This is a genomic window from Lapillicoccus sp., from assembly GCF_039935575.1.
Lineage (GTDB): Bacteria > Actinomycetota > Actinomycetes > Actinomycetales > Dermatophilaceae > Lapillicoccus.
This window is the reverse complement of the sequence record NZ_JBDTKA010000044.1, coordinates 1-19464: the sequence shown is the minus strand read 5'-3', so window position 1 is coordinate 19464 and position 19464 is coordinate 1. Positions and strand designations below refer to the sequence as shown.

Sequence of the window (19464 nt, the reverse complement as noted above, 5' to 3'; positions counted from 1 at the left end):
AGCGGGCCGGATCGACTGGGCAGGTGAGCGCCTGATCTTCTTCAGCTCACTGCGGTTCAGTGAGCGCGATGAGGCGATGGCGAAAGCGCTCCTAGGCTGGTGCGCATGACCCCGGCAACGTCCGCAACCTTGATCAGCCCCTCCCTCGTCGTGCCTCGGCACGGTCCCAGTGCCGTCCTGACGATCGAGGACCGAGAGGTGGCCGCCCCGGGGCCGGGCCAGATCCGCGTCGAGGTGGCAGCGGTCGGGGTCAACTTCATCGAGATCTACCAGCGCGAGGGTGTCTACCCCGTGCCCACACCGTTCGTCCTGGGCGCCGAGGGGTCCGGAGTGGTCGAGTCAGTCGGGGACTCGGCTGGGGGCTCGGTCGAGTTCGCGGTGGGCGACCGGGTCGCCTGGGCCGGGGGCCCGGGAAGCGGTGCCGCTTACGTCACGCTGCCGGCTGCCAACGCCGTTGCCGTCCCGGACGGCGTGGACCTCGACGTCGCCGCTGCCTGCATGCTGCAGGGCATCACCGCCCATTACCTCGTCAACTCCACGTATGCCGTCCAGCCCGGCGACACGGTCCTGGCCCACGCCGTGGCAGGCGGGGTCGGCCAGCTCCTGGTCCAGCTCGTCCACGCGAAGGGGGCGACCGTGATCGGGACCGCGGGGTCGCCGCAGAAGGTGGCGATCGGGACCCGGTTGGGCGCGGACCATGTGATCGACTACTCGGCGCTCGACGATATGGGCGAGCTGGCCGAACGGGTTCGCGAGCTGACCGGAGGTGAGGGGGTGCACGTCGTCTACGACGGAGTGGGCAAGGACACCTTCGACGCGTCGCTCGCCTCGTTGCGACGGCGGGGGACGCTCGTGCTGTTCGGCGGGGCCAGCGGGCAGGTGCCGCCGTTCGACATCCAGCGGCTGAACTCCGGCGGCTCGCTCTATCTCACCCGCCCGACGATGGCGCACTACATCGCGACGCGCGAGGAGCTCGAGTGGCGCACCTCGGAGATCCTCGGCGCCGTCGCCTCCGGCGAGCTGAGCATCTCGATCGGCGGCCGGTACCCGCTCGCCGAGGCCGGGGCGGCATACGACGCGCTCGCCGGGCGCCGGTCCACCGGAAAGCTGCTGCTCATCCCCTGACGGACCCGGCTCGTAGGCTGCCGCGCATGGAGCAACGGGGTGTGGCGGTGAGCGGAACCGTCGCCGTCGAGGTGCTCACGACCCCGGTCGTCGACTACGCGCTCGCACACTGCGGGATCGGGTTTCTCCAGCGGGTCGTCGTGACTGCCCCGACCTGGGTGGACGCCTTGGAGGGCGTCGACGTGACCGCTCAGGTGGTGGACGCGCACGGGCTCGTGCTCAGCCGCCCGTGGCGCCAGCACCTGGACTCGGTGCGCGGCGACGTGCCACTCGTCCTCGAGCGCCCCGGCATCCGCCTCGACCCGAGTGCGCTGTCCACGCTGGACGAGGAGACGACGGCGGAGGTCGTCGTCACGGTGTCGTGGTCGGTGTCGTGGTCGGTGTCCGGCGCAGTGACCGGTGGGGTGGACGGCGCGGTTGACAGGCTGGGAACGGACGCTGACCGTGCGTCGACGACGACGCGTACCCCGGTCCGGGTCCTGGCGACCCGGCAGTGGACGTTCGACCCCGCGGTCCCGGTGCTCTCGCTCGAGCTGCTTGCCGCGTTCGTGCAGCCGAACCACCCGCAGGTCGCCATCGTCGTCACGCGGGCGGCGGCCATCCTGGGCGAGAACACCGGCAACAGCTCGCTCAGGACCACGGAGGTGTTACCCGAGCGGCGTGACGCGATCGTGGAGGCCGTCTTCGACGCAGTGCTCGAGCTCACGGTCCACTACGCCGAACCTCCGCCCAGCTGGGGCCTCGGCCAGAAGGTCCGCTCCCCCGGCGATGTGTTCACCGGCCACCTGGGGACGTGCCTCGACACGACCCTGGCGCTCGCGTCGTGCCTCGAGCACGTGCGCATCGCCCCGGTGATCTGGCTCGCCCGGGGCCACGCGTTCCTCGGGTACTGGCGGTTCGACGACCTCGGCCTCAGCGAGGCCGCGACCGTGCAGGTTGCCAGCGCCGCCAACGCCGTGGACCTGCGCCGAATGGGCGTGCTCGAGACGGTGCTGGCGACACAGCTGACGAGACAACTGGCAACACGGCAGCACCGACCGTCCCGCGACCTGTTTCGTGGCGCAACGCAGTCTCCGCGAGACACCTACTTCCTGCGTGGCAGCGACGAGCTGCTGGGCGTCGTCGACATCGAGATGGCGCGCCTGATGCGGATCCTGCCGATGCCCGCCCGGCGCGTGCGCGCCGACGGGGTCGTGGAGCTCGTCGAGTACCAGCCGGCTGGGCCTCGGCAGGACCCGGTCACCCCGGGAGCGCGGACGAGCCCGGCTGCCTCGGCTACCGCTGCCGGTTCGACCGGCTCGGCGGGCTCACCCGGTCCGGGCGGACCGCCAGACCCAGCACGTCCGCCGCCGCCGCCGCGGGTCAAGGCCTGGAAGAACGCGCTGCTCGACCTCACGTTGCGCAACAAGCTGCTCAACCTCGGCCCGCCGTTGACCATGGCGCCGCTGGTGACCCCGGGCGAGCAGCTCGGCCTGCTCGGCACGCTGCTGCAAGAGGGCCGCACCATCTCCGTCCGGGCAGCCGACGACCTGGCCGGGGCAATCGCCCACGAGGGCCAGCGCGACGCATACGCGCTGTCGGGCGACATCCAGCGAGCCATGCTGAAGCGGAAGGCGACGATCTACTCCGGCCTGGCGGGTGAGGCCCACCAGGCGGCGATGCAGCGGCTTCGATACCGGGCGAGGATCACCTTGCAGGAGACCGGCGCCAACCCGCTGTTCGTCACGCTCGGACGGCTCGACTGGACCCTCGGCGACCGGGAGCTGAGTGCGCCCCTGCTGCTCGCACCGGTCGAGATCAAGGGCGTCGTGATGCCGTTCCGGGTGGAGTTCGACTCCTCGGGGGCGGTGACGATCAACCACAGCCTGCTGGAGAAGCTTCGCCTCGAGTACGGCTTCACGGTCCCCGGGCTGTCCGGATCCGACAGCCAGAGCGAGCTGCCGACCCTTCCGGGGACCTCGGTGGTCGACGTCGACGCCGTCGTCACCCGGGTGCGCGAGGCGATCGCCGCCTCGGGGCTGCCGTTCCGCGTCGAGAGTGACGCGCTGCTGGCGATCATCGCGTTCACCGGGTACCTCCTGTGGCGCGACCTCGACGAGCACTGGGAGCGGTTCCTCGAGCGGCCACTGGTGCGGCACCTGGCGCTGTCCCCGTCCGACAGCTTCTCGCGTGGCGAGCCTCCGCAGCTCGGTGACATCGACCTCGACGACGTCGTCGCCAGCGCCCCGGTCCCGACCGACGGGGCCCAAGCCGGGGCGGTGGCGGCAGCCAGAGCGGGCGAGACGTTCGTCCTGGAGGGCCCTCCCGGCACGGGCAAGTCCCAGACCATCACGGGGATCATCGCCGACCAGCTCGCCCACGGCAGGCGGGTGCTGTTCGTCGCCGAGAAGGGCGCCGCCCTCGACATCGTCAGGACCCGGCTTTCCGAGGTGGGCCTGTTGCCCTTCGCGCTGGACCTGCACGACGAGAACGCCCGGCCCAACGAGGTGCGCGCCCGGCTTCGCGCGGCGCTCACCGCCACCGCCTCGCCCGACGAGGACGGCTACCGGATGGCCGCCCAGGACGTCGCCGCCGCCGGCGCGATTCTCGAGGGATATGCCGAGCGGCTGCACGACCGCAACGCCGCGGGACTCTCGCTCTACACCGCCCACGCGCAGCGGCTGGCCCGTGGTGCCGGGCCGACGCTGACCGTGCCGATGTCGGCGTTCCCCGACCTCGAGGCGGTCCGTCGGGCGGTCGCCGGCTCGGTCCCGAACCTTGCGGCACTGGTCCCCGCCTCTTCGCCCGCCTGGGGTTTCGCGACCGCACGACCGGGCGATCTCGACACTCTCTGGCCAGCCGTGGACCATGCGGACCGGGTAGTCACCGCCGCTCTCGAAGCGGTCGAGCGTCTGGGTCCCCTGTCGCGACCAACGCTGCAGCAGGTGGCCACCGTCGAGGAGCTGCAGCTCGCCGGGTGGCTGCTGTCCCCGTCGGCAACGACGCCGGAGCTGCTCGACGAGTCCAGGCAGCCGCGTTGGGGCGCCGCGCGCGACGAGCTGCAGCGGCGTACCGACTCGTTGCGTGCCTCCTCCGACGCTGTGCTGCGGATGTTCGACCCCTCGGTAGTGAGGGTCGATGTCGAACCGGTGCGCCGACGCGTCAGAGAGGCAGCTGGCTCGTTCTTCTTCGGTCGCAAGCGCCGGCTGCTGGAGGCGGCCGCTCCACTGCTGGTTCATGCACTGGGCGGCGCCGGGGTGGGAGCCAAAGGGCTGCCGACGCTGGTCGACGAGGTCGCTGCCGTCGTCGACCAGGCCCGAGCGTTGGGCGCGTCCTGGCGTGCACTGGCGGGGTGCGGCGGCCTGCCTACCGATCTGAACGTTCTGTCCGAGCAGGGCTGGGGCAAGGTCACCGACGCACTCGGTGCGGTCGAGCGCGACCGTCGACTCCAGGACCGGTTGCCATGGGAGCTCGCCCGGGCCGTCTCGACCAGCCGGTCCTCGGAGGGCAGCATCTCGGACTCCGCCCGGCTGACGCTCGTCGCGGTGAGCGCCGCCCTGAAGACGGTGTTCGAGCTCACCGGTGGCGGGGACGAAGACGTCCGGCGGTTCTCACGCGGAAGGGGCCTGCTGCGGACCTGGGCGGCAACCCAGCCGTCGCGGTCCGCCGACCGACCGCGTGGCACCGATCTCGGGCGCTGGGTCACAGCCAGCGAGGAGCTTGCTCCTCTCGCCGCGCATCTCGCCGACGCGCGCTGGCAGCTGCTGACCGGCGAGATCCCACCCGAGGATGCAACGGCCGCGCTCGACCGAGGGCTGTCCCTGGCGTCGGCGTCAGAGCGTTGGGAGGCAAGCGGTTTCGGCGCCTTCGATGCCGATCGTCAGGACCGTTCGGTCACCAGGTTCGTCTCGGCCTCTGCAGGGTTGCGCACCGGTCTGACGACCGCGTTGCCCGCGGCACTCGTCGAACGGCGACCGTTCAAAGCCGGTGCCCTCTTCGGCAGGGTCGGTCAGCTGGAACGCGAGATCGGGCGGAGCCGGGGCGGCCTGAGTGTGCGTCGGCTGGTCGAGCAGTACGGCGAGGTCATCGGCGCGATCACCCCCTGCGTCCTGGTCAGCCCCGACTCTCTCGCCCGGTTCATCCCACCCGGTGCGATGTCCTTCGACCTCGTCGTGTTCGACGAGGCGTCGCAGATCACGGTGCCTGACGCCGTCGGGGCACTCGGCCGCGCCGACGCGGCGGTCATTGCCGGGGACTCGAAGCAGATGCCGCCGTCCGAGTTCGGGCAGCTGTCCACCGAGGACGTGGACGAGATCCAGACAGAGTTCCAGGTCATCCCCGACGAGGAGAGCATCCTCGGCGAAGCGGTGCAGGCGGGCGTCAACCGGCTGTGGCTCTCGTGGCACTACCGCAGCCAGGACGAAACGCTCATCGCCTTCTCCAACGCCGCCTACTACGAGAACCGGCTGTCCAGCTTCCCCGCGCATCCTGACACCGCGAACGACACCGGCATCAGCTTCACGCGGGTCGCCGGAACGTTTATCCGTAGTCATCGCAAGGGCTTCGGCGCCTCATCAGCCGGTATGCCTCAGGACACGGCCTCGGGTATGGGGGCAGGACCTGTGCGAGAGCCGGGCCCGCAGGACGCAGTCCCGACATCGGCCTCACCGGCTGGCTCCGCGGACCGGCCCGGGCTGCGGACGAACCCCGTCGAGGCCGCCGCCGTGGTCGCCGAGGTGCTGCACCGGTGGGCCGCCGGCGAACGCTCCATCGGGGTGGTCACCTTCAACATCCAGCAACGCGGTCTGGTCGAAAAGCTGCTGTGGGACAGCGGCGTCGAGGGCGTCGCGGAGTCACTCGCGGCCAAGGCCGACGGGCTGTTCGTCAAGAACCTGGAGAACGTGCAGGGCGACGAGCGTGACGTCATCCTGTTCTCGACCGGTTTCTCCGCCGCGGCCGACGGTGTGCTTCCACTGAACTTCGGCCCGCTCAACCGCAGCGGTGGCGAGCGGCGGCTCAACGTGGCAGTGACCAGGGCGCGACGCCGGGTGATGGTCTTCTCCTCGTTCGAGCCGGAGGACCTGCGGGTCGAGCAGACCTCGTCGGTCGGCATCCGCGACCTGCGGCGCTATCTCGAGGTGGCGAAGTACGGCGTGGCCAACATCCTCGCTGTGGCACCGACGCGCATCGGGGTCGACCGGCATCGTGACGACGTCGCTGGCGCGCTGCGGGATGAGGGCCTGGAGGTGTCCGCTGCCGTGGGGCTGTCGGACTTCCAGGTCGACCTCGCGGTGGGCCTGCCCGGGCAGGCGCCGTCGCTCGCCGTGCTGCTGGACTCTCCAGCCTGGGCGGCGCGACGGACGACCAGCGACCGCGACGCGCTTCCCGTCACCGTCCTGCACGAGCTGATGGGGTGGCCCGAGGTGGGCCGCGTCTGGCTGCCCGCCTGGCTGCGCGACCGCGAGCTGGTAGTCGGCGACCTCGTCCGGCAGGCCCACGCGGCGGCCCACCTCACGGTCACGCCCAGCGCGCCGCTGATCTTGGCGCCCATGTCCAGCACGTTGACCAGCACGTCACCCGGAATCCAGGACGCCGACACCTCCGCGACCTCCACGACCTCCGCGACCTCCGCGACCTCCACGACCTCCGCGGCCGCCACAACCCCCGCGGCCGCCCCGGACCCAATAGGTCTCGGCGTGACCGTGCGCACGGAGGACGAGATGTTCGTCGCCTACGTGTCCGACGACCTCCCGCGCGGGGACCTCGACAACCTCTCGAGCCCGCAGCGGGTCGCCCGGATCCAGGACGTGATGCGCCGCATCGTCGAGGCCGAAGGCCCGCTGAGCCCGGTTCGCCTGGTCAGGATCGTCGCTCACACTCATGGGCTGACGCGCGTCACAGACGATCGGTTCGCTCAGCTGACGGGCATCGTCCCCCGTGAGCTGCGTCGCGACCCCGAGGATGGCTTCGTCTGGCCACCGAGTCGAGACCCTGTGCAGTGGAGGGGATTTCGCCGGTACGCCGGTCCGGTCAAGGAGCGTCCGCTGGAGGACGTGGCACTGCGAGAGATCGCCAACGCCATGGTCGTCATCGCCGACACGGCGATGGGGATCGCGACCGTGGAGCTGTTCAAAGAGACCTACCGGCTGTTCGGTGGCTCGCGCCTCACCGCCCCCGCGCGGGCCCGGATGGACGCTGCCCTCGAAGTCGCCAGCGGTGAGCGACGTCTCGACGTCAATGGTGACCAGATCAGCCCGCGCTGACCCGTCCGCACGCCGGCGACCCGGCGGCTGCGGTCTCTGGGATGCATCGTCAGAGAATGTGGCGGCCCATCGCCCAGGCGGTGAGCTCGTGCCGCGAGGACAGCTGTAGCTTGCGCAGCACCGAGGAGACGTGCGTCTCGACGGTCTTGATCGAGATGAACAGCTCCTTGGCCACCTCCTTGTACTGGTACCCGCGGGCGATCAGCCGCATCACCTCCCGCTCACGCGCCGACAGCCGGTCCAGCTCCTCGTCCACCTCGGCGATCTCACCGGCGGTAGCCCCGAACGCGTCCAGCACGAACCCGGCCAGGCGCGGGCTGAACACCGCGTCGCCGTCCCCGACCCGCCTGATCGCGGTCATCAGGTCGTTGCCACTGATCGTCTTGGTGACGTACCCGCGCGCGCCGGCCCGGATCACCGCGATCACGTCTTCCGCCGCGTCCGACACCGACAGTGCGAGGAAGCGCACCGGCTGGCCGGCCTCCGTCGTCGCCCCGCGACAGCCGCCGATCACGTCGACCCCGCCGTTCCCGTTGCCGCCGGGCAGGTGCACGTCGAGCAGCACGACGTCGGGCCGGGTCTCGGCGATGACCCGCACCGCGGTGTCGACGTCTGCCGCCTCGCCGACGACCTGCGTCGTGGCCGGGTCGAGCTCCGCCTTGACGCCGGACCGGAACATCTTGTGGTCGTCGACCAGGACCAACCGGGTCTGGGTGCTGCCGTTGGCCACGTTCACGTCTGCTCCACTCGTTCCTGCTCTTCCACGGGCTCCGTCTGCTCCACTCGCTCCGGCTGGGTCTCGCTGATGTCCGGATCGAGTTGTTGCGTAACGGAACCCACAGGTGGAGCGGCTGTCTGGGAGGATGGGTCTGGGTTGAGCGGTGGGAGGGTCAGCTCGACCTCGGTGCCGGCCTCCAGCCGCCGGATCCGGGCCTTGCCCCCGTGCCTCTCCATCCGGCCGACGATCGACTGGCGTACTCCCATCCGGTCCTCGTCGACCTCGTCGAGATCGTCCAGGTCGAACCCGACCCCGTGGTCCCGCACGAACGCCCCCACGCCCGCCGCGCCGACCTCGACGTAGGCCGAGACCGGTGGCTGTCCGTGGCGAACCGCGTTGAGCATCGCCTCGCGGGCGGCTTTGACGAGTGCGTGCCCTCCGTCGTCGAGCGGCCGGTCACCCGTCACGACGATCTCGATCGGGACGCCGTGCTCGTCCTCCACCTCGTGCGCAGCTGTCGCGATCGCCGACGCGAGGCTGTCGGTCGAGCGGTGCTGGTCGGCGTACAGCCACTGCCTCAGCTCACGTTCCTGGGACCGCGCCAACCGGGTGACGGCGGCCGGGTCGTCGGCACGGCGCTGGATCAGCGCCAGGGTCTGCAGGACCGAGTCGTGCAGATGGGCGGCGATGTCGGCCCGCTCGGTCGCCCGGATGCGCTCGGTCTGCTCGACCTGTAGGCCTTGCCACATCCCCACCACCCACGGCGCTGCCAGCACCGCGGCGCCGAGGAGCACCGCCACCGCCGCGAGGGCACTGGTGAGGATGACGTCGAAACCCTGCCCGGCGGTGGCGAGGGCCACCACGCCGACTGTGGCGAGCATGAGACCGACGGCGGGACGGGCGACGGCGAGGATGCGTCCTCGTCGGGTGCGCTGCGACCACCGGGCCCGGTCGCCGGCGTCGAGCTGAGACCAGGCGAGGAACGCCCCCACTGCGACGGCCACGACCGGCAACAAGAAGCCCAGGTGGCTGGTGATCTGACCCGCAGGTCCGCCCCAGCCGAGGCCGATGATCACGATCGCGGCACCGACGACGACGAGGACCTGGTTGCGGGTGAGCCGGCGGCGTGGACCGGACGCCACAAGTCCGTCGGGGGCCGAGGTGTCGGGCTTGGTCATCACCCAGAAGAAGCCGTAGACCGGCAGGCCCGGCCCGGCGACAACGGCGAGGACCATGACCAGCCGCACGAGTGCCGAGCTCACCCCGAGGTGCTCGGCGATGCCGCCGCAGACTCCGGCGACGTACCGGTCCGCGGTCGAGCGGTACAGCTTCGGTCGTTCGGGATGTGGGTCCGGACCCACGCTCGCCGGCCCGGCGATCTCTGCGCCCGCTGCGGGCTCGCTCGACCCAGCTGTCGCAGAGGGAGCAGCAGGCACCGCCGCAGCGGGTGTCTCGAGGGTCGCGGGGTCGGGCACGACTCCATCCTGACCCATCCACGAGGCTGTGGGCACTGCCTGACCACGGTTCAGGGGTCAACTCAGGGTCCGTTCAGGGTCGACCCGCATGGCCCGGGACTACCCGCGGTCAGGACCATGGGGTCATGGACGAGACCGAGAAGCCGACGTCGCGGCAGGGCCTGGACGGGCTGTTCGCCTGGCTGAGAGCGACCGGCCTGCAGCGACGCGGCGACGACAAATGGGTCGGCGGAGTGTGCGGGGCGCTCGCGCGACGCCTGAACGTCGACCCCATCCTCGTGCGCGGTGCCTTCTTGCTGTTCATCATCCTCGGGGGCGTCGGAGTGCTGCTCTACCTCGTCGGGTGGGCGCTGCTGCCCAACGACCAGGACGAGGTCCTAGCCCAGAAGGCCATCCACGGCGACGGCCGGGGAATAGTCCTGCTCGTCGCGATCGCGGTCTCGCTCGTCAGCGGATCGGACGGCAACTGGTGGTTGTGGCTGGTCCTCGTCCCCCTCGGGTTCTTCCTCTGGTGGGTCATCCGCTCGGCGCTGGCCGGCAAGTCCTCCCACCAGATGGGCGAAGAGGCTTCCGCGTTCACGAACCGGATTGCCGCCCGGGTGGGGGGCTCTGCCCCGGCCCGCCCGATCGCGCCTGGCACGCCGGGCATGACCAGCACGACGGGTGTGACGGGCCTGACGAGCACGGCAGCCCCCACCTCGGCGCCCCATGGCATGGGCCCCGGCCGTACCGGTGTCGTGGAGCTCCCACCCCGGGTGGTGCAGTCCCGGCGGCCTCGGGCCGGGATCCTCGGACTCCTCCTGACCGCCGGGCTGGCTGTCGCGGCATACGGGCTGGGCAGCATGCTCGCCACCAACCGCGACTGGCCGGGCAGCCCGCCGCTCATCGGCGCGGCGTTCGCGCTGGTCGGCGCCGGCGTGGCACTGGTCCTCATCGGCGCGGTCGGGCGCCGGGCGGGGTTCAGCGGGTTCCTCGTGGCCGTCCTGGCTGTGGTCGCGGTGGCAGCAACCGGCGTGCCTGCGCTGCCGGCGGGCGGCTTCGGCGACCGCACCTGGTCTGCCGCCTCGCAACCGGCCGGCGGGTTCACCCTCACTGCCGGCGACGCGAGGCTCGACCTGACCGGTGCCGCCCCCGGGAGCACCGTGAAGGTCGACATGGGCGCAGGCCAGCTCACCGTCACGGTGCCTGCGGGTATGACGGCGTCCGTAAGCGCCGCGGTCAATGCGGGTCAGGTCCGCGTCAACCGGGCCGGCAACTCGACGACCATCGAAGCCGGCGCGAACCCGGCGCAGGCTCGCTCCATCGTCGTCGGAACAGGAGTCACCAAGGTCAGCCTGGACGTCGCGTTGCGTGCCGGGGAGCTACGAATCGTCGAGGAGGCGTCATGACCGAGCAGCATCCCTACCCCGGTGGAACATACACGGGACCCCAGGACGCGGTGTTCCCGACGCGCGAGGTGACCCACCTGCCACCCCCGACCGGAGCCAACTGGGGGCAGGTCGCGTTCGGGCTCGTCGCCGTTGTCGTGGGGGTCGGGGTGTTCGCCAACCAGGTCGCAGGGTTCCAGATCCGCTCGGTCACCTCGGCCGGCCCCACAGCGCTGGTGAGCATCGGTTTGGTCTGCGCGCTGTTCGGCATGCTGGGGATGTTCAGGCGCCGGCGGCGGTGAGTCAGACACCCGACGAGGTCTGCTGGTCAGCCGGTTTCGCCGAGCACGTGCATCACCATCTCGCGCCACCCCGGCGTGAGCCGGAGCTTTCCCAGCTCCCCCTGCGCCACCCACGCCGCCGCCGACGTCGTCCCGTCCACGTCGTGCACCACCGGGTCCGTCGGCTCCGGACAGGTGGCCGTGTAGACGAGCCGCACCGCATGGAAGTCCTCGAGCTGCCCTCCCGGCGCCCGGCCCACCCAGTGCCGGGATGTGACCAGAACCAGCCCCGACAGCTCGACGCGCTGGCCCGTCTCCTCCCAGACCTCGCGGTGCAGGGCGGGCTCGGGCATTTCGCCCGGGTCGAGGCCGCCGCCGGCAGGACCCCAGAACCCCTCGGAGCTCGTCAACGCCGAAAACTGCGTGAACAGCAGACCCCGGACGCTGCGCACGATGGCGTAGGCCGCCGGTCGCTGCCGCACCGTCGCCACCTCGTCGGGTCCGACGAAGAGCCCGAGGTCGCGGCCCCTGGCCATCTCGAGACCGGGAACCGTACGTGTTCGGTTGGCGACGACGTCGAACACGATCTCAAGAACATGCGGATCGGGGTGTCCCACAACGGTTCTCGGGGTCCCGTCATAACCGAGTGCACGCAGCACGGCCACGGGGTCTTCTCCGTGGCCGAGGCGCCTCCGGGCACCTTCCGTGCCGCTCGGCTCGATGCCGACCACCCAGATCTCCGGCCCCGTCACGACCATCTCTCCCGTGGGCTCGGTCACCGCCGTGCGCCCACCGCGGCGATCGCACGGGCGTACTCCGCCTCCGCCAGAGCGGCGACCGTCGCCCAGTCCTGGGCCGGGCGGTGCTCGAGGTTGTGAGCCCGCATCCCCCCGCGCAGCAGTGGGTCGCTCGCGAGCCGGACAAGTACCGCGGCCATTGCCTCGTCGTCGGCAGCGAGGAACCCGTTGACCCCGTCGTGGACGAACTCGCCGATCCCCGACCCCTCCCGGGCCACCACCGGCAGACCAGCCGTTCGCGCCTCCAGCGCGGCGATCCCGAACGACTCGAGCCGGGCCGGCGAGATGTAGACGTCAGCCCCTGCATACCTCGCCCTGAGCGTCTCACGGGTCACCCGACCGGGCAGGTCCACCCACCCGGCCATCCCATGAGCGGCGACGAACCGTTCGACACTGCCGCGGTCCGGCCCGTCGCCGAGGATCTCCAGGCGGATCGGCACCTGCACCGGGACACGTCCGCGCACCCGCAGCATGACCTCCAAGAGCGGAACTGGGCGCTTGCGGCTCGCCAGCCGCATCGCCGTGACGAACCGGACCACGCCGTCGCTCGGCCGGGGACCTCTAGGACGCCATGCGTCGACGTCGATCCCGTTGGGTAACACGGACACCGACGTGTCGACGATGTGGCGCAGCGGTCGGGCGGCGACGCCGGAGACGGCCGACATCGCCATCCCCCGGTCCGCCCAGCGGCGCACGACGCCGAGGGCATCGACGACCGTCGCGAACCGGTCGAGCATGCAGTGCCAGGTCATCGCGGTCGGCAGGCCCATCCGCATCGTGAGGAAGGCGGCGTCCACGGCAAACGGGCTGACGACGCCCATGTGCACGTGCGCGACGTCGAAACCCTCGAGATGGGGCCGCATCGAGCGCGGCGCGAGGGGGTTGACGGGCAAGTCCCACGGCAGCCTCAAGGCCATCCGGTGCACAGTGACACCGTCGACGTCCTCGGTGGCGCCATGACGTTCCCCGTGCGTCCCCGGGGTCGCAGTGAACACCTCGACGTGGTGACCGCGGGCCACGAGGTGCGCGGCAAGGTCGTGGACCTGGACCTCGATTCCGCCCAACCGGGGCAGATAGCAGTCCGACAGGAGCGCGACCTTCACGGTTCAGAGGATGTCATGCGAGACAATCACGTCCACATGGGACAGACACTCGTGGCGTTTCACGCCCATCCGGACGACGAGGCTCTGCTCACCTCCGGCACGATGGCGCGTGCCGCGGCGGAGGGGCACCGGGTCGTTCTCGTCGTCGCCACGGACGGGGGGCTGGGCCTGGCCGCCTCGGAGCTGACGGAGAACCTGGGCGAGCGGCGGATGGGCGAGCTCCAGGCCAGCGCCCAGGCACTCGGCACCTCCCGCGTCGAGACCCTGGGGTATGCCGACAGCGGCCTCGGTCCCGACACCCCCCCTGACCCACCGGGCCGGGTCCGGTTCGTGCGGGCCGACCCGGAGGAGGCGGCCCAGCGGCTGGCCGCCCTGCTGCGCGAGGAGTCAGCCGACGTGCTGCTGACCTACGACGCGAACGGTGGCTACGGTCACCGCGACCACGTCAAGGTCCACCAGGTGGGGGCCCGCGCCGCCGAGTTGGCCGGCACGCCGAAGGTCCTGCAGGCGACCGTGCCCCGTGACCTGCTGGTCCGAGCGATCCATCTCGCCCAGCGGATCTACCGCTTCCCTCCCGACTTCGACGAGGCGTCGTTCGAACGCGCCTACAGCCCCAGCTCGGCGGTGACGCACCGCATCGGCGTACGCCGGTATGCGTCGCACAAGCGGGCCTCGATGCGCGCCCACGCCTCACAGGCGACCGCGGACGGCGGTGCGGACCGCACCTTGGCAGCGTTCCTGCGTATCCCGCGGCCACTGTTCGACCTCGTCTTCGGACGTGAGTGGTTCGTGGACGCCTCTCGGCCGCCGGGCAAGGGGGTGGCCCATGACGTCTTCGAGTGAGTCCGGGGTCAGCACCCCCACCGGTCCCCCGACCGGCCCACAACTGCTGGCCGGGGTGCCTCCCGGCACCGACGCCGAGGCGTCCCGACGACGGGTACCGTGGATGCGGATACTGCAGGTGGTCCTCGGGCTCGGGCTCGCGGTCGCACTGTTGGGCTGGGCGCTCCCGCACTTCGCCCACACGACCTGGGCCGACGTCTGGTCGGTGCTCAGCGGCATACCGTGGACCACGGCGTTCGGCCTGTTTGTCCTCATGGTCCTCGGGCTGTGGCTCTACACCTTCACGTTCACCGGGTCGCTGCCGGGCATCCCGCACGTCAAGGCGTTCGTCGTCAACGTCTCCGGGTCGGCCGTCGGCAACCTGCTGCCGGCCGGCGGCGCGGCCGGCGCGGCGGCGACATACAAGCAGCTGCGCTCCTGGGGGTTCACCCGGCGGGCGATCTCGACGTCCCTCATCGTCAGCGGGGTCTGGAACGTCCTCGCCCGGCTGCTGCTGCCCATCATCGGTATCGCGCTCATGCTGGTCTTCGCTGCCGACCTCACCCCCGCGGTCATGCGGGCGGCGGCGGCGGGGGCGGTCGGCGGCACCGTGGTGCTGGCCCTGTTCATCACGATGCTCGTCTCGGCGCGCGCCTGCCTCGCCATCGCGCAGGTCGCCGAGCGGAGCCTGCGGTTCGTGCCGTTCGTGCGGAGCTCAGACCCGCCGCTCAGCCGGCACGTCATGGACCAGCGCACCCAGACGATCTCCGTCATCCGGCACGGGTGGCTGTCGATGACGTTCGGGCTGGTGGGGTTCTTCGGGATGAACTACCTGCTGTTCTGGTTCTGCCAGAACACCGTCGGAGTGCAGTTCCCGTTTGCCTACATGTTCTTCGCGTTCGCTCTCAGCCGGTTGCTGACGAGCGTGACCGTGACCCCGGGCGGGGTCGGGGTCTCGGAGACCGGTGTCGCGGCGCTGCTGGTGGGGTGGGGTGCCAACCCGGCGCAGGCGACAGCCGGCGTCGTCCTGTACTCGCTCTACGTCCACTTCCTCGAGGTGCCGCTCGGGCTGCTCGGCTGGGTCGCCTGGTGGTTCAGCCCCAAGAAGCGCCCCCTGGACTCGGCTGTCGGAGAGCCAGCCACTCATTGACGATGATCGGGTATGCGGGTGACTTTCGACCCCCTCAGGGGGGTCCGATCTTTCACACACCCCCCACAAAGATTGCCTGGATAGCGTGTCCCGGTGCCCACGAAACAGTCGCGTCGCCAGCTCGGACTGACCGCCGCGCTGGCCCTGAGCGTCTTCTGCTCCGCGTGCACGTCGTCTGGCCCGAGTGAGCAGACCTCGACCGCCACCTCGGCGACGCCGGCCACGAGCTCCACGACTTCGGTCTCGGCGACCTCCACCTCGGCTACCACCTCCTCGACTACCACAAGCACCAGCCCGACCCGCAGCGCCACGCCCAACGCCGTGACCGGTCCCGCGACAGGGTCTGTCACCCTGGGCCGCACCCTCGCGACAGGCATCGACGTGCCCTGGGGACTGGCCCGCATACCGGACGGTGACGTGCTCGTCTCCGCCCGCGACAGCTACCGGATCACGAAGCTGAACGTCACCAGCGGTGCTTCGTCGCTGCTCGGCACCGTCGACGAAGCCGTGTCCAACGTGAGCCAGTCGGGTGAAGGGGGTCTGCTGGGCATCGCTGTCTCCCCGTCCTTCGCGACGGACCGACTCATCTACACCTACTACTCGACGACGTCCGACAACCGGGTGGCGCGGATCCCCTACGACCCGTCCAAGGCGGCTGGGCGGCAGCTGGGCACCCCTCAGGTCATCGTCAAGGGCATTCCCCATGGGGTCGACCACGACGGCGGTCGCCTGGCGTTCGGTCCGGACGGGTACCTTTATGTCGCCACCGGAGAGTCCGGCGTACCCGCCCTCGCGCAGGACAAGGCGTCGCTCGGCGGCAAGATCCTGCGGGTGACCACGGTGGGTCAAGCCGCACCGGGCAACCCGTTCGGCACCCTCGTCTACTCCTACGGCCACCGCAACGTCCAGGGACTTGCCTGGGACACCGCCGGGCGGCTGTGGGCGTCGGAGCTCGGCGACAAGACGGCGGACGAGCTGAACCTCATCACGCCAGGTGCCGACTACGGCTGGCCGGCCACCCAGGGTGCGACGAGCATCGCCGGCTACACGAGCCCCGTGGCGCAGTGGGGCACCGACGAGGACTCCCCGAGCGGGATCGCGTATGCCGGCGGCTCGGTCTGGATGGCCGCGCTCAAGGGCGAACGCTTGTGGCGTATTCCGCTTCACGGGTCCGCGCTGGTTGCCGAGCCGCAGTCGTTCCTCGACGAGAAGCTCGGCCGGTTGCGCAGCGTCCTCGCGCTCGACGACCACACCCTGCTCGTGACGACGAGCAACCGGGACGGGCGTCAGTCGTCCGGCAGCGGCGACGACAAGGTGGTCCTGCTCACGGTGACCTGAACGCGAGAGGTCGTGCACTTGAGTAGCTCCCCCTCCCGGTGCTTCATTCGGATGGCGGACGCGTCCGGGGCCCTGAAGCTCACCCGAACAGCGGAAACCGGTCCGCCGACGGCCCCAGCTCGCCTCGGTCGACATCGTCGAGAGGTGATCGACCGGTTCCCTTGAGTACGGCCTCACGGCGACTCCACCGGCTGGGCAGCGGCTCGCCCAACAGTCCCGTGAGCACCTCGTCCACGAGATCGAGAGCCGCGTCTGGCAGACCTGGCGACGGGATCTCGAGGGTGAGGTCGAGGTGGTGGACCGCGCCCTCGACCGCGAGAGTGTGCATGAAGGCACTGACGTCGAGCACGTGTCCCTGGGTGGCGAGACAACCCGAACCTATATGCGCCGCAGCAGTTCTCAGAACGGCCTCACTCGTGTCCCGCCACTGGGCCCGCAGTCCACGCGGGCCGGCATAGGCGTCGGATGCCCTCTGGACGAAGCGAGCGTGGGCGTCCGCGTCGGGACCACCAGGTGCCCACGCGCTCCAGTAGGAGACGGCGTGCGTGTCGGCCGGACCGGGGTCCGGTGTAGCGAAGACCAGCAGGGCGCGCTGCGCGTCGAGCAGCTGGTGGAAAAGCAACTGTCGAACCGTCCACGCCTCGGTCCGTGTCCGTCGCTCGAAGTCGGCATCGTCGAGGGTATCTACAGCGACCGTGGTGGCGCGGTAGGTGGAGCCGAGCAGGCCCACCAGCACGGCATACCGCTGCGGGGAGGTCATGCCGCGAGTAGCCGACGCACCTGCCGCACCCGAGCCTGGTCGGCAAGCGTGTCGTCGAGGTCGCCGGGTTCGAACGCCCGGCCCGTCGCGACCTCGGCGGCCCGCGCAATGAGGTGGTCTGCGAGGCGCGGGTTCACCGGCAGGATCGGACCGTGCAGGTAGGAGCCGACCACGTGGTGCCGGACGGCGCCCTCGGTGCCGTCGCTGCCGTTGTTGCCGTTGCCCGACCGCACTCGACCGAACGGGGCCTGTCCGGTCGCGAGAACCGTGGAGCCGGAGTGGTTCTCGAAGCCCACGACCTCGCCGAACTCCGTCTCGAGCACGACCCCCCCGATCATCCGCTTCTCGTTGCCGCGGGTGGTGACGTCGAGGATGCCCAGGCCGGGGAGCTCGGCGCCGTCGACGGTGATGAAGGCGTTGCCGAACAGCTGGTACATCCCGCAGATCATGATCATCGGCACCCCGTCGGCAGCGAGACCGCGCAACCGGTCGGCGATCATCGCCAGATCGTCCTCGACACGGCTCTGGCCCGAGTCCTGCCCTCCGCCACCCATCAGCAGGGCCGGAGTGTCGGGGAGCGTGGACCCGGGATGATGGTCGTGGACGTGCACGTCGTAGCCGTGCCGCCGAATTCGCTGGGCCAGGCACCGGGTGTTGCCCAGGTCGCCGTAGATCGACATCTCGCGCGGGTAGAGATGGACAAGGTCGATCAGCCCCTTGCTGGTCATCCCTGCTCCTCGCCGAAGTTCGCCAGACCGTAGCGTGCGGCCAGCATCCGTCTCAGCCGCATCATCGCGGTGTAGGTGCAGAAGATCCGTCGCGGCTCCTGCGAGTAGTCGCGAAGCAGGCGCCCCAGGGCCCGCTCCAGATCGGGCTCGACAGCGTCGACGACGACGTCGTCGTAGTCGAGACGCAGCGCCATGTCGTAGGCGCGCGCACCTGCGGTGAGCGCAACTCCCTTGTGCCGCAACGACTCGAAGTTCACGTCATAGAGCCAGGACACGTCCTGGCCATCGGCGTAGTCGTCGTTGATCGCGATCATCGTGGTCACCGGCTCGCCACCGTAGGTCCCGAGAGCCACGGTGAAACCGGCTGGGTTCTTGACCAGGACGAGCTCGAGCGGGTGCCCGTCGGCGTTGATCACCTCACCGCGTCCGAACGGCGGCGTGACCTCACGCAGCGCGCGGGCCGCGTCGTCGCAGGAGAAGGCGTCCCCCAGCACCTGGCGTGCGGCCGTGGTGGCCGCGGTCGCGTTGATCATGGCGGCAAGCCCGCGCTGTCTCAGCTCCAGCGGGCCGACCCGTTGCGAGCCCAGGTCGACCCTGAAGCTCACGGCGTCGATCGGGTGGAGCAGCCCGTCGCGCTCTCCGGCCGGGGGAACCTCCATCTGATCCAGGAAGCGAACGTCGGCCTCGTGGAGCGGCGGGAGGTCGTCGACGACCTCAGGGTCGACACCGAACCAGGCAACCTCCACGTCCGCGTCGAGCTGTCCGCGGATCCGGGCGACGAACGAGTCGTCCCGGTTGAGGACGACGCCGGTCGTGGCCTGGGTCGCCAGCGAGGCCAACAGTCGTGCCGTGGTGTCGATCTCGGCGAACCGGTCCAACTGGTCTCGGGCCACGTTGAGGAGCAACGCATGAGTCGGCCGCACGACCTTGGCGAACTGCAGCGCGTGCCACTCGTCGAGCTCGACGACGGCAACGTCGGCGTCAAGCCGCCCGGAGAGGGGCAGGTCGCCGAGCATCGCGGAGATGACGCCGCGGGTGAAGTTGCTGCCCGTCGGGTTGCTGAAGACGCGCTTGCCGTGGGCGCGCAGGATGGCCGCCAGCATCTTCGTCGTCGTGGTCTTGCCGTTGGTTCCCGTGACGACGACCACACCGTCGCGCAGGCCCGCGAGCGAGTACGCGAGGAACTGTGGGTCGATCCGCTCGACGACCAGGCCGGGAGCCGCAGAACCCCCACCCCGAAAGCGAGTCGCCAGCCGGGCGGTCTTGCCCGCGATGACAGCCATCGTATGACGGCTCGTCTTCAACACTGGTTCACCCTACGGGTACCTCGGGGCGATCCCGGTCGGGCTGACGCAGGTCCGTCCAGGTCAGCCGCACGCAGCCGTTGAACCCCGTCGTTGGCGGCTGACCGGATGGTGACCAGGTCAGTCAGACCGCAGTGACGCGGGCGGATCATCGCGGCCGCTCGGTCACTCCCACTCGATCGTGCCCGGCGGCTTGCTCGTGATGTCGAGCGTGACCCGGTTGACCTCGCGCACCTCGTTGGTGATGCGCGTCG

15 protein-coding genes are annotated in these 19464 nt (G+C 70.5%); 7 read left to right on the top strand and 8 right to left on the bottom strand.

From position 1 onward, the window contains the following. Window positions 1-105 precede the first annotated feature (105 nt). Window positions 106-1125 (top strand): quinone oxidoreductase, encoded by a 1020-nt coding sequence (locus ABI385_RS05620; protein WP_348102764.1) that lies wholly within the window; start codon window positions 106-108, stop codon window positions 1123-1125. 26 nt (window positions 1126-1151) lie between these two features. After that, a complete protein-coding gene (locus ABI385_RS05615) occupies window positions 1152-7367 on the top strand; it encodes a DUF3320 domain-containing protein (protein ID WP_348102763.1) in 6216 nt (2071 codons plus the stop codon). 49 nt (window positions 7368-7416) lie between these two features. On the opposite strand, the gene ABI385_RS05610 is transcribed toward ABI385_RS05615, so the two are convergent. Both ABI385_RS05610 and ABI385_RS05605 read right to left on the bottom strand, forming a co-directional pair. Continuing rightward, window positions 7417-8103: a response regulator transcription factor gene (locus tag ABI385_RS05610; RefSeq protein ID WP_348102762.1), complete on the bottom strand. Its 687-nt coding sequence runs from the start codon at window positions 8101-8103 to the stop codon at window positions 7417-7419. Next, complete coding sequence (locus tag ABI385_RS05605; protein WP_348102761.1) at window positions 8100-9560, bottom strand: PspC domain-containing protein; 1461 nt, start codon at window positions 9558-9560, stop codon at window positions 8100-8102. The genes ABI385_RS05610 and ABI385_RS05605 overlap by 4 nt, the downstream gene beginning before the upstream one ends. Before the next feature lie 125 nt (window positions 9561-9685). Here ABI385_RS05605 and ABI385_RS05600 point away from each other — a divergent pair, with 125 nt between their 5' ends. Continuing rightward, on the top strand, window positions 9686-10948 hold the full coding sequence (locus tag ABI385_RS05600) for a PspC domain-containing protein (RefSeq protein ID WP_348102760.1): 1263 nt from the start codon (window positions 9686-9688) through the stop codon (window positions 10946-10948). Continuing rightward, window positions 10945-11229, top strand: a complete 285-nt coding sequence (locus ABI385_RS05595; protein ID WP_348102759.1) for a hypothetical protein — start codon at window positions 10945-10947, stop codon at window positions 11227-11229. The genes ABI385_RS05600 and ABI385_RS05595 overlap by 4 nt, the downstream gene beginning before the upstream one ends. Before the next feature lie 26 nt (window positions 11230-11255). Here the strand turns inward: ABI385_RS05595 and ABI385_RS05590 are convergent, their stop codons facing one another. Then, window positions 11256-11987: an NUDIX domain-containing protein gene (locus ABI385_RS05590; protein WP_348102758.1), complete on the bottom strand. Its 732-nt coding sequence runs from the start codon at window positions 11985-11987 to the stop codon at window positions 11256-11258. Beyond that, window positions 11984-13108 (bottom strand): glycosyltransferase family 4 protein, encoded by a 1125-nt coding sequence (locus ABI385_RS05585; protein ID WP_348102757.1) that lies wholly within the window; start codon window positions 13106-13108, stop codon window positions 11984-11986. Before ABI385_RS05585 ends, ABI385_RS05590 begins: the two co-directional genes overlap by 4 nt. A 36-nt stretch (window positions 13109-13144) precedes the next feature. Here ABI385_RS05585 and ABI385_RS05580 point away from each other — a divergent pair, with 36 nt between their 5' ends. The 3 genes from ABI385_RS05580 to ABI385_RS05570 all read left to right on the top strand — a co-directional run bounded on the left by ABI385_RS05580 (window position 13145) and on the right by ABI385_RS05570 (window position 16418). Next, on the top strand, window positions 13145-13951 hold the full coding sequence (locus ABI385_RS05580) for a PIG-L family deacetylase (RefSeq protein ID WP_348102756.1): 807 nt from the start codon (window positions 13145-13147) through the stop codon (window positions 13949-13951). Beyond that, window positions 13935-15080: a lysylphosphatidylglycerol synthase transmembrane domain-containing protein gene (locus ABI385_RS05575; RefSeq protein ID WP_348102755.1), complete on the top strand. Its 1146-nt coding sequence runs from the start codon at window positions 13935-13937 to the stop codon at window positions 15078-15080. The genes ABI385_RS05580 and ABI385_RS05575 overlap by 17 nt, the downstream gene beginning before the upstream one ends. 93 nt (window positions 15081-15173) lie before the next feature. Further along, window positions 15174-16418: a PQQ-dependent sugar dehydrogenase gene (locus ABI385_RS05570; protein WP_348102754.1), complete on the top strand. Its 1245-nt coding sequence runs from the start codon at window positions 15174-15176 to the stop codon at window positions 16416-16418. Window positions 16419-16497: 79 nt separating this feature from the next. Here ABI385_RS05570 and ABI385_RS05565 read toward each other — a convergent pair whose 3' ends face one another. The 4 genes from ABI385_RS05565 to ABI385_RS05550 form a co-directional block, all read right to left on the bottom strand. After that, entirely contained in the window at window positions 16498-17178 is a 681-nt protein-coding gene (locus ABI385_RS05565; protein WP_348102753.1) for a maleylpyruvate isomerase N-terminal domain-containing protein, read from the bottom strand. Next, a complete protein-coding gene (locus ABI385_RS05560) occupies window positions 17175-17906 on the bottom strand; it encodes a cobalamin biosynthesis protein CobB (RefSeq protein WP_348102752.1) in 732 nt (243 codons plus the stop codon). The genes ABI385_RS05565 and ABI385_RS05560 overlap by 4 nt, the downstream gene beginning before the upstream one ends. Continuing rightward, complete coding sequence (locus tag ABI385_RS05555) at window positions 17903-19189, bottom strand: MurT ligase domain-containing protein (protein ID WP_348102751.1); 1287 nt, start codon at window positions 19187-19189, stop codon at window positions 17903-17905. Before ABI385_RS05555 ends, ABI385_RS05560 begins: the two co-directional genes overlap by 4 nt. 186 nt (window positions 19190-19375) lie before the next feature. Continuing rightward, the coding region (locus ABI385_RS05550; protein ID WP_348102783.1) for a hypothetical protein at window positions 19376-19464 on the bottom strand (89 nt) is incomplete at its 5' end.